Consider the following 15,266-nt stretch of genomic DNA (forward strand, 5'->3'; position numbering starts at 1 on the left):
CTTCCGCGTCCTGCTCACGCTCCTTACCTACATCCATGTAGGCAACAAAGGGTTAATCGTCCCTAGAAAGAACCCGTTGGGCAGCGCGTGTTTGGTCTTTATGCTACGTTATCGCCTATTTATGGGGGATAACCACACTTCATAGGCTCTGCCTTGCCTAAAAACCAAACACACGGCTGCAAATTCAATCACCAAAGGTTAACACGCCCTATTTAACGCTCTTGGTTTGCAACTTCTACCACATCGTTTATTTGTACCCCAGGCAAAGGCTTATCGTTAAGGCTTACAGCAATGGCGCTTTGTTTATAAAGCTGCTCAACCACAAGGGTATTAAGTGTGGTAATGGTATGCGGCATAGTATTGCCTTGTGCATCAGTTAAGTAGTTATGGTGCGCTATGGTTAATAGTTGGCCTTTTTTAAGGCCATGATCTTTGCCTAGGTTTATCACCAATTTATTGTTTTCCATGTGCATTATTTTTCCTTTAGTAGGAAAACACGCCATAGCCGCTTGTATATCGTAACTGACCGTTTGATTTATATCGCTAATACTCTGCCCAAAAGGTGATTGCCAAAACCTATCACTATTTACATCAACAATAGCTGTTTTTTCGAATGGCCATACAGCTTGGGTATGATAGCTGTTTTGCCATAATTGTTCGTACGTGGTGCCATCAAACAACATAAACTCAATAGCGTAGCTGCGCTGGTAGGTTTCGTCTTGCCAAAAGGCGTAGTCGTTATTGAGTTTATCGCTTGGCGCTAAATTGGTTATTTGGCTTAATAAAACATATTGCGCGTTGCTTCTGGCTGAAAGCTCTTCTAGCTGTGCATTTGAGTAGTCGTGCTGCTGATTAAAGTAATTGTCTACATTAATGGCTTTGTTGTAGTAAGCAACGGGTAGGGCGCTCATTTTTGTACTTTGCAAAGCACTAAATAACTTTCTACTAATGGCTTTATTTACGTCAAATATTTGACCCATTAAGGCGTGCTCTCGATGAACAAGCTGGCTTTGGGTTACAGCAACAAATTTATTAAAGTTACTTTGTGGGCATTGCTCTGTTTGAGCAAATACATCAAGCCTAAGGGTAATGGCAAACTGCTCGTTTTGGCGTTGCTCGCTCACCAGCTCTATTTTTTGGATTTCGCCGTGGCTACTAATTTTAAGTTGATCTTGCGTTAACACGCCGTCTACCAAGGTTTGCACTGAGCTAACCCGTGCGCCAGAAAATACTAATGCCTGTGTAATTGCATCTTTTATCGCGGCTGATTTAGCGCTGCTAATGTCGCCATTTTGTATTTGTGCATGACCGGTAGATTCAAACCATTGTGCGTAAGTATTGGCAGAAAACGTTAATAAAGCAGCGCTAGTGACACCTGCAAATAGTGACGATAAAAACGTGTTCATACTGGTACTCCACATAAAATTAGTTAATTACGCTTTAGCTAAGCAAGGAGTGCACCAATATTAATACTCTATGTTAGCTTGTAGGCAATTAATGGCATTAAACCTGCATTTATTTTTGTAATTAGTTTAAAGGGTGCAAATAAATGCGTGCAATTATATTACTTACTTTAGCAAGCCTTGGCCTTGCCGGCTGTAGCAATGTGTTTGATAAACATGTTGAGTACACATATGTAGAGCCAAATAATTATCCCATTCTTAAAGCGGTGGGTTATGCACCTATTAGCTTGCAGCAAGGCGCTAATAAATCACAAAAGCAATTAATGGCGATTAAAGCCTCTAAGCTTGAGGCATACCGCGAACTGACTGAACAAGTTTATGGGCAAAAAATCACAGCGGGCACGTCTGTAGCAGGTGCAATTGCTCAAAACGATTACATGGAAAGTAAAGTACAGGGCATAATTAAAGGGGCACAAATAATTAAAACCTACTCAGTTGACGATGTGTACGTGACGGAGCTTGAGCTAAACATGAAGCGCGTGCATGACTTATACATAGGCGAAATTAAGCCGCGTGAAGTTAAAAAAGTGACCTACTATTAGGTAACTGACTACTGCTTTAAATTATAAAGCGATACCAAGTTGCTTACTCAGTAGCTATTTTAGCGTTAACCGTGTGGAATATACGCATAACTTTACTATTTGCGGGAAAGTTTAACGCGTTTTTTTTGTAAATCTTTGATTTGATAAATCAACTATAAACACTACGACGAATAATTACGTGAGTTAATGTATTGAGCAAAACTTATATTGTCTCGCTAAAATTCAAATCTCATAAAAAAACACATACAAAATATCTCATCCTTTTATATTGAGTGCTATGCTGTTGTTACGAATAATATTTGAACAAGTAGTGTAGCGTTTGGTGTATGTTTTTAATTTTTCTTTTTTTGGGCTGTGAATGACACTTAGGCCCACTCTTTCCTCAAATAAGCTATTTTTTTGGTGCAAAAGCAATTTGCGCTATTTACTGCTATTTTTTTTACTTTCAAGCGGCGTGTTTGCGAGCCGTTTAACTATTCAATTTAATACCTTTATAGAATTAATGGGGCAAAAATATGGCCCTGCACGAGTGACTGTTGCACGCAATTGGCAAAGAATGTTGGTACAAACACAAAATAAACCAGAACAACAACAAATACTTATAGTAAACAACTTTTTTGCTCGTAATCTGCGTTACCAAACCGATATACAACTTTGGAAACAAAATGACTATTGGGCTACGCCATTAGAAACGCTTGGGCGCGGCTTAGGCGATTGCGAAGATTATGCCATTGCCAAGTATATTAGCTTACGTGCCTTAGGTGTGAGCGACGACAAACTTAGGCTTATATATGTAAAAGCGAAGCTTGCCGGTACAAACAAAACACAAGCACACATGGTGTTAGGTTACTTTGCTACGCCTAATGCTCAGCCGCTTATTTTAGATAGTTTAATAACAAAAGTGCTACCTGCTGCAAAGCGTGTTGATTTAAGCCCTGTATTTAGTTTTAACAGCCAAGGTTTATGGGCAAATAACTCGACGAAAAGCGTAGCCAGCCCAACAGCAAGGCTATCGCGCTGGCGTAAAATTTTGGAGCAGACATCACAAGAAGGGGTTATGTGGTAATGGCGTCATTTTCTTTATTTAAGTTTTTCAAAAAAAGAAAAATCACTCTTAGGCAAGAGCTGTGGATCGCCTTGCTGGTGGTGATTTTTGTGGGATTTATAAGTAGTGTGTTAATAAGTACTAACTCAGCTAAAAACTACTTCTCTACCCAACTGTATTTAAAAAATGTTGATAATGCTAGCTCCTTAGCGCTGATGATCAGCCAGCTTGAAAAAGACCCTGTAGAGCTTGAACTTTTAGTGTCAGCCACGTTTGATACCGGCCACTACAAACGTATAGAGCTGCAAGACCCTAATGGTGAGGTTATTGTAAAGCGCGTATTTACTGATACGTTGGAAAATACTGCACCGGCTTGGTTTAGGACGATATATGGTCTAAATGTACAACCAGGTGTTGGGCAAGTTAATAACGGTTGGCAGCAATTTGGTACTTTGTTTGTTGAAAGCCACAGCCAATATGCTGAGCAAGCACTGTGGGAAAGCGCGCTTAAATTGTTTTTTAGTTTTTTAGTGGTTGCTTTTTTTGCCTGTGCAATAAGTGCGTATTTACTACGTAAAATTTTAACGCCACTTGATGATGTGGTGTATCAAGCTAATGCCTTTGGCGATAAGCGCTTTATTAAATCAAAAGTGCCAAAAACCTTTGAATTTGCACGCCTTGTGCAGTCGATGAATTTATTATCTACCCGCTTTAGCCGCATAATAAAAGAAGACAATAAACGCTTAGAAGAACTGCGATTTAAAGCGCAGCACGATGAGCTTACAGGGCTTGCCAACCGAGAATATTTTAGTGCCACATTAGAAGCCCATTTACAAAAAGTGAAAGATCATGCCCATGGTGCTTTGTTTTTATTTAGGGTCGTTAATCTAGATAAAATAAGTGAGTCGGTGAGCCGTGTAGAAATGGTTAACTTTTTACGCCGTTTTTCTCAGGTGCTTACGCAGTTTTTAGAATCTAATCAGGCACACTTTTCAGAGAACTATATTGCCCGTATATCGCATACCGATTTTACCGTTTTATTTAGTGATACTGACGATATACAGGCGCTTAGCGAGCAAATAACCGCACTACATAAATCGATTGTTGATGAATACAAAAACATTGATTTGGCTATTGTACACAGTTGTACCTACATAGAGAAAAACGACACCCGCTTTGATTTATTACGCCGTGTAGATGGTTTATTAAAAACAGCAGGTAACAAACCTGGGGTGCAAGCAAAAGTCATTGATAATAAACAAAAGAGTGAAATTTTTGATGATTCTACTGGCTGGAAAAAAGCTATTGAAGACGCACTTGAGCAAAAAACTATTCAGTTAAATTGTTTAGAAATTATGGGCTTTAATGACACTTTGTTGCAGCACCAGCTTAGTTTAAGCTTAGAATTTGGCGGCCAACATTATAAATCTAGCTATTACTATCAATGGGCTAACCGCTTAAACCTATTAGCGCGTTTGGATTGGAGCTTAATTAAGCAAATTGTTAAACAGTATGGTGAAGCGCCGCCTAATGAATTAATTGCTGTAGAACTTTCGGCGCAAACATTAATGGATGATACCGCGCTTGCTTCGGTATTAACCTATGTGTCTGCCTTTCCTGATTTGGCAAAAAATATATGTTTTGATATACGCGAAAACATTGTCGTAAACGAAAAAGATATATTTAAGGAATTTTGCGAGCAGGTACGCTGTATGGGCGCCAAAGTAGCGCTAAAACGTGTGGGGCCTGAGTTTACTAAGATTAAGAACATTCAAGAGTTTGGCTTAGAAATGCTTAAGATAGACAGCATTTACGCGCACAACATTAGTTACAGCCAAGACAACCAAACCTTCTTACGTGGTGTGTGTACGTTGGCTCACTCAATTGGTATTAAGGTCGTAGCGCAGGGCGTAACAAGCCAAGACGATATTGATACCTTAGTGAACCTGGGTTTTGATGGTGTGATTAAAGAGTCGTAAAGCGACTCTTTAATCATAAAAGAGCGGTGAATATTGGCAACAAATAATTAAATACTAAAAATATTAATCTATCTGCCGTGATCAGTTACCTTTTACCGCTAACATAAGCTGTATTCGGTCGCGTACTTTTAGCTTAGTGAAAATTGAACTCATATGTTCTTTAATTGTGCGCTCTGTAATATTAAGTGCCTCAGCGGCTTGTTTATTGGTGGCCCCTGTTATAACTATATCAACAACTTGGCGCTCTCGTTTAGTTAAGCTTTGGATATCGCACGCATGGGTGTAATTTATTTGTTGCTGGCTTAGTGCCCCAACAATATTAGACAGCAGTTGCCCAGGTAACCACAGGCCGCCTGAGCATATAGTTTCAAGCACTTGTTGCAATATTACTTTAGATGCAAGTGCTTCTACATAGCCTCTTGCTCCGGCTTGCAGGGCTGCTCTAAGCTCCTCTATTTCTAAGTTTGTGGTCATTACAATAACCGGTAAGCGTTTTTGTGCGTATTTTTTTACTAGTTCAAGCCATCCCGAAGTGCCCGCCAAAATCCATATAATACTCGAAGTATTAATTTGCTTTGGTTCTTTGGTGCATATTACACAACCTGCAAACGCACTTCGCCAGTGGCTTGACTCTAGTTCTGGTTGTGTAATAAATATACTTTGACGCATTCATTTACTCCAATAAATTCAGTTTAGCGTTCTGTCATTGCTTGCGATGTAGCTCTGAGTACGGGCTTAAGTAAATATTCCAAGACGGTTTTTTTACCAGTGATAATATCCACTTGTGTGGTCATCCCTGGAATTATAGTCAACTCTTCTGAAAAGTTATTTTTAGTGGTTTTTAATTGCACTAAATAAAAAGTATTTTCTCTATCATCGGTAATTGTATCTGCACTTATATGCAGAACCTCGGCTTCTAGTCCGCCATATACTGCGAAATCGTAGGCGCTAAATTTAATCATAGCGGGCTGCCCTGGGCGTAAAAAGGCTATATCTTTTGGCGGTATTTTTGCCTCAACAATAAGTTGATCGTCCAAAGGAACTATTTCTAAAACGTCGCTGCCGGGTTGTAAAATGCCCCCTACGGTATTAACCAATAAACGTTGTACCGTGCCTTTAACAGGCGATTTAATTTCAGTTTGAGCTACTTTGTCGGCAAGCCCTGATTCGGTTTCTTTTATTGACTCTAAACGCAGCAGTGCCTCTGAAAGCTCGTTGTTCCAGCGGTTGATCATTGCCAGCTCAACTTCGGTAACTTTGTTTTTAGCTTCGTTGATAGCTGATAAGCTGCGGTTGATAACGGCTTTAGTGCGATTAATTTCGCCATTTAAATCAACTATTTCACGCTCTAACCTAATGATGTCTATATCAGACACTGCGCCTGTTTTTAGCAATGGACGGGTCACTTGCAGCTCTCTGTTAGTTAGCCTTAAAGCGCTTGTATGCTGTTGCAAAGCAGCTTTTGCCTCAATATGATCTTGTCTGCGTTGTTCAAGCTGGCGTTTATGAATTGCAACTTGTTGCTCTAGTTCTTGGCGGTTGCTTAAATATATTGAGCGCTCATGCGCGACCGCCTCGGGAACCTGCTTAACCAGCTCATCAGGAAAAACAAGCTCTTCTTTTCTGGTGAGTGCCTGTAATCTGGCTACTTTAGCGGTGAGTGATTGCACTTTAGATTGGTTTTCTCTAAAGCTTGAAATAAACCGCGTGGGGTCAATTTTTATTAATACGTCACCTTCTTCAACAATTTGTCCTTCTCTAATATTTATTTTTTCTACCATGCCGCCATCGTAAGATTGCACTAGCTGTAATTTATTTGATGGGATAACGCGGCCTTCACCACGGGCTACCTCATCAAGGGGTGCAAAGCCTGCCCAAACTGTAAGCAAAATAAATGCAATGCAAATGAGATATAATAAAAAACGTGCGCTGGCAGGCTCTTGCTGCATTTTTTCCCATTGTGCATCGACCACCCAATCTTGCGATTCAGGAGGCGAAAGCCAGCCCTTAAATAAGCGATTGAAGATTGATGGCTTACCTTTTTTACGGGCTTCTATGGCTTTACTTACCGATTCAAAAGAGCGCTGCTCTAGTGGCTTTTTATTGTCACTCATGATGCTTGCTCCACGGTTTGATTATTTAGTGCCGCGATGACTGTTTGTTTAGGTCCATCGGCAACTATTTTTCCGTTATCGAGTACGATGATGCGATCAACTAGTGCAAGTAAAGATGATCGGTGAGTGACTACAATTAAAGTTTTATTTTGAGTGGCGGTTTTTAAGTTTTGAATAATTTTATTTTCACTATTGTGATCAAGCGATGAGGTAGGCTCATCTAACAGCATTATAGGCGGGTCATTTATTAGAGCACGCGCTATACCTATAGCTTGTTTTTGGCCGCCAGATAGCAGGCGACCTTGTTCACCAACTTGCAGGTCAAACCCATCGGGGTGAGAGTTTATTAACTCGAATAACTGGCTTTTTTCGCATGCACTAATAATTTGTTCATCTTTAGCGTGCCACGCACTAATAGTGAGGTTGTCTTTTAAGCTACCAAAAAACAGCGCTATATTTTGTGGCACATACCCTATGTTATGGCGAAGTTCTGCGGGGTCTATTTGTTGTATATTATTGTTATCAACCATTACGGAGCCTGCGGTTGGGTCGTAAAGGCCTAGAATAAGTTTTTCGAGGGTGCTTTTACCCGAGCCATTGCGCCCCAAAATAGCGACTTTTTCGCCTGCTTTAATTTTAAAATTAATATTACTAAGTGCTTCGCCTGCGTCGTCTTCATATTTAAAACATACGTCTTTAAATTCTATGTCTCCGTTTAATACAGGATGGCTTAACCAATGTTTATTTGGCGGGCGTTCAACGTCTTTTTCCATTATTTCGTTAAGTGATTGCATAGCGATGGCGGCATGATGATATTGCGCAAGCACGGCTGCACATTGACCAAGTGGCCCCATTGCCCGCGATGAAAGTAAGTAAGCGGCGATTAACCCCCCTTGAGTGAGCTCGCCCTCTATAACGAGATGAACACCTATGATCATAATGATCACGCCAACGCATTGCTGTATCCATGCTGCACTATTGGAGATTGAACTTGAGATTAAGCGACTTTGTGCATTAACCTGAGCAATATAAATAGTCGACTTTTCCCATGTCGATTGGGTTTTACATTCACTGTGAAAACTTTTTACATCTTCAATATTGGTTAAGCTTTCTACAAGTATAGAGTTGCGCATTGAGCTTGCTTTCATGGTTTGCTCTGAAAGCGCTTCAAGTTTTCTGTGGGCCGCTATACCATAACTTAAAAGTATTAGGGCACCTGCAATAATGGGTAAGCTTAGTGGTACACCTATTATTGCAATAACAATGAGGTATATTGCAACAAAGGGTAAATCAACCAGCGCAACCAAGGTTATTGAGCTAAAAAAGTTACGTACGGCTTCAAACGATTGTATGTTACTAGCAAATGACCCAGCTGATGAAGGCCTATTTTTAAGCTTCATACCTAGTACACGCTCCATAATAACGGCCGACACTTTTACATCAATACGACTTGCCGCAAGCTCAACAAAGTAGCTACGTACTAGGCGCAATACAAAGTCGGCGGTCAGCGCTATTAAAATACCTATGGCTAAAACCCAAAGGGTTTCGGTAGCGTGATTAGGGACTACCCGGTCATATACATTCATTACGAATAAGGGCATGGCAACAGAGAGGACGCCTAATGCAATCGCCGATATAATGACGTCTTTGTACAATGAACGGCATTCTTTTATGACGCCCCAAAACCACCCGTCTTTAGAGAGCTTTTCGAGCACTGGCGAGCGCTCATCAAACATAAACTCTGGGTGAGTATAAATAATTAAACCTGTTGATTTTTCAATTAACTGATCAAGGCTTTCTTCTACAACAGACTCAGTTAGCTCAGGATAAATAACCTGTGCTGTATTGTTTTTGTGATCAATAGCGGTTACTACACAGGCTTGATTATTATTTAAAATAATAATGGCAGGTAGTAAAGCTGTATTAATCTGGTTGAGAGGTTTGTTTACTACTTTTGATTTAAAGCCCACGCGTTTTGCAGCGCGAGCAAACCCTGAAGGTGTTAAATTACCATCTGTTAATGGGAGGCCGTTTAATAGGGCCTCCCTTGAAAAATCTTTATCATGAAAGCGGCACAATACTGCTAGGCAATCAACGAGTGCGCCACCATGATCAAGTACATCATTTAATTCCATATACCATCCAATGTTATGTAAAACATTTTAAATTTGTTTTTTGGTACCTCTTAACTATCGGTAATCACCGCCTCGATACGGCGGTTTGCCGCATTAGCACGCACTGAAATTTCATTAATGCGAGGCTGGTCAATACCATAACCAAACGATTTAACACGATTAGGTGCTATACCAAATTGCTCAATAAGTAATTGAGCAACGGCAAATGCGCGTTGCTCAGAAAGTTTACGGTTGTATTTTTTATCACCGTCTAATGAGGCATGGCCTTGGATTTCTACTTTTTTATCTGGGTTGTTTTTTAAAAACTCAGCAAGCTTTTCTACCTCCTGCATGTACTCTGAGCGCACTTGACTAGAGTCTGCTGAAAAGGGAATACCTATTTCGACAGAATCAGTTGTTTGGTCATATAAAGTACACCCAGATAAATCTACATTTGTTCCCGCTGGTGTGCTTGGACAAGTGTCTTGCTCATTAGGAACGCCATCATTATCGTCATCTGCAAAACTAGGGGTTTCTGCGGGTATCTCTAAATATCTAGGCATCGCTGTAACGCTCATGTAGGCGTTATCCTGCTCGGCTTTCTTTTGTAAAAAAGCTTTGCGTTTAAACGTAGCAGCTACATCGTAACTAGGGCATATATTTTGTGCGTTATGCACAATTGGATCGTCTGTTAACTCTGTTAATGTTGGGTACTTGTCAGACATAACATTTAGCGCAGGTAGTAGTTTACCCATCTCATTAAGCATAGTTAAAATGGCTGTTTGTCTATCGTATTGAGCAACGATATAAGAGCGGTTAGATTGAAACGCTTCATTTTCTGCGTCAAGTACGTCAAGTAAGGTGCGCTGGCCAATATCAAATTGGTCTCGATAAGCTATTTTTACTCTGTTTGAAGAATTTTTATAGCTTTCTAGTGTAGGCAGCTTTTGCTCTATATTGCTCACATTATGATAGGCAATTTGTAGGCTTTGACGAATATCAACACAAGCTTGATCGCGTTGATACTTGGCAATATTTACATCTTGGTATGCTTGTTCAAGGTTGGCGCTATCTAGGCCACCGTTATACAAGTTATAGGTTATGTCTATACCAACACGGGCTTCGGTTCTGGTCTCGTTTAGGCCTAGCTCATCCCTGTCTTGTGTACCGTAACGGGCTGATAGGTCTACGTTTGGATGAAAGGCTGCCTTTTGTGCTCGGGCATTGGCTTCTTGTGCCTCTATATTATAAAGCGATGCGTAAAAGGCAGGGCTATTTTTGTAGGCTATATCAAGTGCCTGATTAATAGAGATAGGCACATTTTGCTCATCTAACTTAGCTTGTTTTATATCGTTTACGGGCAGCTCGCCAACCACTCTTAAATAACGTGCTGTTACATCGTGCAGGTTAGCGTACTCGGTTAATACATTAGATTGTGCTAGCGATAAGCGCCCACTAATTTGCTCTAAATCAGCTGCTCGGGCAACACCGGCTCCTACACTTTGTTCAATTTGTTGGTATACAGACTCGTGTTCTTGCAGATTTTCTTCAGCGAGCGTCACAAGTTCTTTAAATTTTTGTACGTCTAAAAATGCAATAGATGCATCTAACGCTGTTTGCTCTGTTTGTGAGAGTAATTCAAAATACCGAATGAGCTGAATACGCTCAAACCTTTCAACGGTGTTAGATGTTCTAAATCCGTCGTAAAGCATTTGAGTAACGCTTAGTTCTGCTGTGTTGCGGTTGTATTCGTCTTCAGTACCGTAGTTTCGACGTTCATAGCCTGCGCTGGCAGATACGTCAACGCTAGGCAAGTAGCCCGAGCGTGCTGCATCTACGCCATAAATTGATGATTTAAATGTGTGCCACGCTTGCTGTACCTCTGGATTATTTTCAATTGCTTTACTGGTAACGTATGTAAGGGGTGCTACGGAGCTGTCATCGGCGTGCACTATATTCGTTGCGCCAAGCGCACTTAGCGTTAAGCCTATAAGCAGCTTTCCTTTTTGCTTTAGTAAAGTATTTTTTGTAATCATTTCTTCCTCTTAGGGGTTACTTAGGCCATCAATACCTACCCTATGGTTTAGTCAATAAATGCATATTTCGCAAATAATCGTTTTGGCTAGCATAAAAATTATTATCTACCACTTTTTTATTTTTAATATTTTTTAAAAACTGTACTTGAGTACAGTACCTAATACGTTTTGCTGTTCTACATTTTAATTAATAGTTTTTAATTCTTATGTTTGAGGTAAGTGAAATGGAATCTAATCAATTATTAGTAATAGATTTAAAAGGGTCTGCTGGTGTTGTTTTAGAAGATGGCACAATTAAACCACTTGAAGTGGGCGATACTATTACTGTTGGTGATTTGGTGGTTACCGCCGATAATTCATCGCTAACCATTGATGTGCAAGGAGAAACCCTGTCGATTCCTGCTAATCAAAACGTAAAAATTACCCCTGATTTATTAGCCCAAGAAACCCGCGATAGCAGCGAAACTACCGTGTTTGACGAAAGCTTAGATGCGGCTATTGCAAGCTTAGAACAAAATGATAATAACGAGGGTCAAACGGCGGCTAACTCTGATGTGACTGATTTTTTAGATGCGTTAGAGGGTGATGGCGATATTCTCGATAATTTAGAAGCAACGGCAGCTGGTGGTGCTGGTGGCGCGGGCTCTGGTGGAGGAAGCTCATTTGTTCAGCTGACGCGTATTTCTGAGGGAGTTAATCCTAACAGTGTCGCGTTTGATTCAAGCTTTGATCCTAATTCTACAGAGGCGGTAAATATCAGAGATACCACTGATGGGGTGGTACCTGATGATACTGCATCAATATCATTAAATGAGGTGGGGTTAACAAACTCTTCTCAGCCGACAATTAGCGGTACTAGTGAAAATTTAGTGGGTGAAACTGTCAACATTACTGTGACAGATGAAAATGGTAACTCCCAAGTAGTAAGCGCAGTTATTGGCCCTGACGGCACGTTTGAAATTACATTGCCTAACCCTATAGCTGATGGGCCTGTTAGCGTTGTTGTAGAGGCAACAGACCCTGATGGTAATGCGTTTAACGATGCTATTTCTATTGAAATAGATACCACCGCACCAGTCATTAATATTGATCCTGTTGCAGACTCTGCATCTCAAACTGTGACGGTTACGGGGTCAGTAGCGGGTCTGAATACCGGCGATAACGTTTCGGTAACTCTTACTGATAGCACAGGCACACAACAAACGATTGTTACTCAAATTGATGCACAAGGTAACTGGAGTATTACAACTACATCGCCTTTAGCGGAAGGGGAGTTTAATGTTAACGCTGTGGCTGTTGATGCTGCTGGAAACCAGGCAATTGATCAAGCCGTTGCGAGTGTAGATTTAACTGCGCCAGAAATTACAGTTACAGTAGCGGACGAAACTAATAATGCGACTCCGCCATTAACGGGTACTACAACGGGTGTACCGCAGGGAACTGAAGTAACAATAACAGTGACCGATAGTACAGGTGAAGTACAGCTTTTAACAGCTATTACCAATGAAGATGGTAGCTGGTCTGTAGATGTCGGTGTGGCATTACCTGAGGGTAGCTTTACTGTTGATGCGCAAGTGAGTGATAGCGTTGGTAACCAGGCACTTGCTAGTGATGCCGGTACTATAGACTTAACAGCGCCCATTGTGGAAATTGACGCAATTGCCGATACACAAGACACAACCCCTGTTATTACAGGTTCTGCGCAGGATGTGCCGGCAGGCTCTGTGATTAGCGTAGTTATTACCGATATTAATGGCCAAACTCAAACGCTGTTAACGCAAACAAATGATGACGGCAGCTGGTCTGTAAGTGTTTCTACCCCTTTAGCGCAAGGTGAGTTTGAAGTTAATGCAACCGTAACTGACACTGCGGGTAATGAAGCACAAGCTGTAGAGCAAGGGTTAGTTGATTTAACTAGCCCTGAGATAACAGTTACAGCTATTGCAGACACTAATGATACAACGCCTACTTTTGTAGGACGTGTTGAAGGAGCACCAGAGGGCTCTGTAATTACGGTTTTAGTAACCGATAGCGACGGTAATGTACAAACTTTAACAACCACGCTTGGGGCTGATGGCACGTGGAGTGTTGAATCGCCTAACGCTATTCCTGGCGGAGATTTTAATGTTACCGCAACAGTGAGTGACCCTGCAGGTAATGAAGCATCGGCACAAACAAGTGGTGAAGTTACATTTGCCCCTATTTCTATTCAAATTGATTCTATTGCCGATACAAACGATACCACGCCATTTTTAAGTGGTAATACTGGTAACGTGCCTGCTGGTACCACTATAACCCTAACTATTACTGCAAGTGATGGCAGTACGTTTAACCTTTTAGCCGTCACTCAAGAGGATGGTTCTTGGAGCGCTCAAGTTACACAGCCTCTGCCTGAAGGGGATTTTACTGTCGTTGCAGCTGTTATAGACGATGCGGGCAATGAGGCACAAGCAAGTACGGTTGGTAATGTAGATTTGACCGTAAGTATTAATTTTATTATTGATACAAATGATACTACGCCAACAATTAGCGGTACTACGCAAGATGTTGATGCAGGGGCGGTGGTTACAGTTACCTTTACAGGCAGTGACGGCGCAACAGAAACGGTGCAAGTTACAACAAATGCTGATGGTACATGGTCAATCGAAGCAACCGATGAGTTGGTAGAAGGTCAATTTACGGTGGTTGCAACAGTAACCGATGCTGCTGGCAACACAGCCTCTGCTACTGAAGTAGGTGAAATTGATTTAACTGATCCGGCAATTACTGTTAACCCAATTGCAGACACCAATGATACAACACCGAGTGTTACAGGTAGCGTAGTAGATGTTCCTCAAGGTACTGAGATCACTTTATTAATAACCGATAGTGACGGAAATCAGCAAACGATTACTGCAGTAACTAATGCGGATGGAAGCTATAGCGCCGATATACTTAATGAGCTTAGCGAAGGTGACTTTACAGTGACTGCTAGTGTAAGTGACGAAGCTGGTAATAGCAGTACAGCAACGGTTACTGGCACCATAGATCTAACCGCACCTACCGTAACTATAGCTAATATTGATGATACAAACGATACAACGCCTACTATAAGCGGCTCTACACAAGGTTTAGCAGCGGGTAGTGTGGTTACTGTGATTGTTACAGATAGTGCAGGGGCTGAGCAGCAATTTATAACGGCTATAGATGGTGATGGCACATGGAGTATAGATGTCCCACAAGCATTAGCTGAGGGTGAGTTTAGTGTGGTGGCAAATGTAAGTGATAGTGCAGGTAATAGTGCGCAAGACTCACAAACGGGCACTATAGATTTAACTGCACCTACTATCAGTGTAAATGATTTTACTGACTCTAGCGATTCAACCCCTGTATTTAGTGGTACCACAACGGATGTTGAGCCTGGTAGCTCGATCACTGTACTCGTAACAGACTCAAATGGTGACTCGCAAACCCTGATAGCAGTCGTTGCAGAAGATGGATCTTGGCAAGTGGGAGCTACAGCCCCTATAGCTGAGGGAGAGTTCACAATAACGGCAACAGCCATAGATGCAGCGGGTAATGAAGCCTCAGCTACAACCACTGGCGTTATAGATACCACGGCACCAACCTTATCGGTAAACCCAGTGGGAGACACTAATGACACCACACCAACTATTTCAGGCACAGCAACCGGTGAGCCAGAGGGCACGGTTGTTACAATCACCGTAACGGATGAAGCGGGTAACCCGCAAACCATTACGACCGAAGTGCAAGCCGATGGCACCTTTAGTGTAGATGTGCCTAATGAGTTAAGTGAAGGTGAATTTACCGTTGAAGTATCGGTTACCGACATCGCTGGTAATGAAACCACAGCCACCACAACTGGTGAGGTTGATACCGCAGCGCCCACAGTGGTTATTGACCCAGTTGGTGACACTAACGACACCACACCGACTATTTCAGGCACAGCAACCGGTGAGCCAGAGGGCACTCT

Annotated in this window: 9 protein-coding genes; 4 read left to right on the forward strand and 5 right to left on the reverse strand. The window is 41.5% G+C overall.

All coding sequences use genetic code 11. The features are described 5' to 3' along the window. Positions 1-212: 212 nt before the first annotated feature. The gene (locus CWC17_RS17100; RefSeq protein ID WP_138614243.1) at positions 213-1,406 is read right to left on the reverse strand and encodes a flagellar assembly protein FlgT; all 1,194 of its coding nucleotides are present in this window, start codon (positions 1,404-1,406) and stop codon (positions 213-215) included. A gap of 143 nt (positions 1,407-1,549) precedes the next feature. Between CWC17_RS17100 and CWC17_RS17105 the strand changes: the two genes are divergently transcribed. The 3 genes from CWC17_RS17105 to CWC17_RS17115 all read left to right on the forward strand — a co-directional run bounded on the left by CWC17_RS17105 (position 1,550) and on the right by CWC17_RS17115 (position 5,029). Beyond that, the gene (locus CWC17_RS17105) at positions 1,550-2,005 is read left to right on the forward strand and encodes an LPP20 family lipoprotein (RefSeq protein ID WP_055016717.1); all 456 of its coding nucleotides are present in this window, start codon (positions 1,550-1,552) and stop codon (positions 2,003-2,005) included. 358 nt (positions 2,006-2,363) lie between these two features. Then, positions 2,364-3,071 (forward strand): transglutaminase-like cysteine peptidase, encoded by a 708-nt coding sequence (locus CWC17_RS17110; RefSeq protein WP_138541982.1) that lies wholly within the window; start codon positions 2,364-2,366, stop codon positions 3,069-3,071. After that, entirely contained in the window at positions 3,071-5,029 is a 1,959-nt protein-coding gene (locus tag CWC17_RS17115; protein ID WP_138541981.1) for a bifunctional diguanylate cyclase/phosphodiesterase, read from the forward strand. The genes CWC17_RS17110 and CWC17_RS17115 overlap by 1 nt, the downstream gene beginning before the upstream one ends. A gap of 81 nt (positions 5,030-5,110) precedes the next feature. Here CWC17_RS17115 and CWC17_RS17120 read toward each other — a convergent pair whose 3' ends face one another. Genes CWC17_RS17120 through CWC17_RS17135 form a run of 4 tightly spaced genes read right to left on the reverse strand, consistent with a single transcriptional unit; the run spans position 5,111 to position 11,293 of the window. Beyond that, positions 5,111-5,698 carry a LuxR C-terminal-related transcriptional regulator gene (locus CWC17_RS17120; RefSeq protein ID WP_055016714.1) on the reverse strand — a complete coding sequence of 196 codons (588 nt, stop codon included), beginning with the start codon at positions 5,696-5,698 and terminating at the stop codon, positions 5,111-5,113. 23 nt (positions 5,699-5,721) lie between these two features. Continuing rightward, positions 5,722-7,143 (reverse strand): HlyD family type I secretion periplasmic adaptor subunit, encoded by a 1,422-nt coding sequence (locus CWC17_RS17125; RefSeq protein WP_055016713.1) that lies wholly within the window; start codon positions 7,141-7,143, stop codon positions 5,722-5,724. After that, positions 7,140-9,278, reverse strand: a complete 2,139-nt coding sequence (locus CWC17_RS17130) for a type I secretion system permease/ATPase (protein WP_138614245.1) — start codon at positions 9,276-9,278, stop codon at positions 7,140-7,142. Before CWC17_RS17130 ends, CWC17_RS17125 begins: the two co-directional genes overlap by 4 nt. 50 nt (positions 9,279-9,328) lie before the next feature. Further along, a complete protein-coding gene (locus CWC17_RS17135) occupies positions 9,329-11,293 on the reverse strand; it encodes a TolC family outer membrane protein (protein WP_055018866.1) in 1,965 nt (654 codons plus the stop codon). 224 nt (positions 11,294-11,517) lie between these two features. Here CWC17_RS17135 and CWC17_RS17140 point away from each other — a divergent pair. After that, positions 11,518-15,266, forward strand: a 3,749-nt coding sequence (locus CWC17_RS17140) for a beta strand repeat-containing protein (protein WP_171042105.1), incomplete at its 3' end; no start/stop codon positions are given.

Source organism: Pseudoalteromonas sp. S3785 (genome assembly GCF_005887365.1).
In the GTDB taxonomy this organism is placed as follows: Bacteria; Pseudomonadota; Gammaproteobacteria; order Enterobacterales; family Alteromonadaceae; genus Pseudoalteromonas.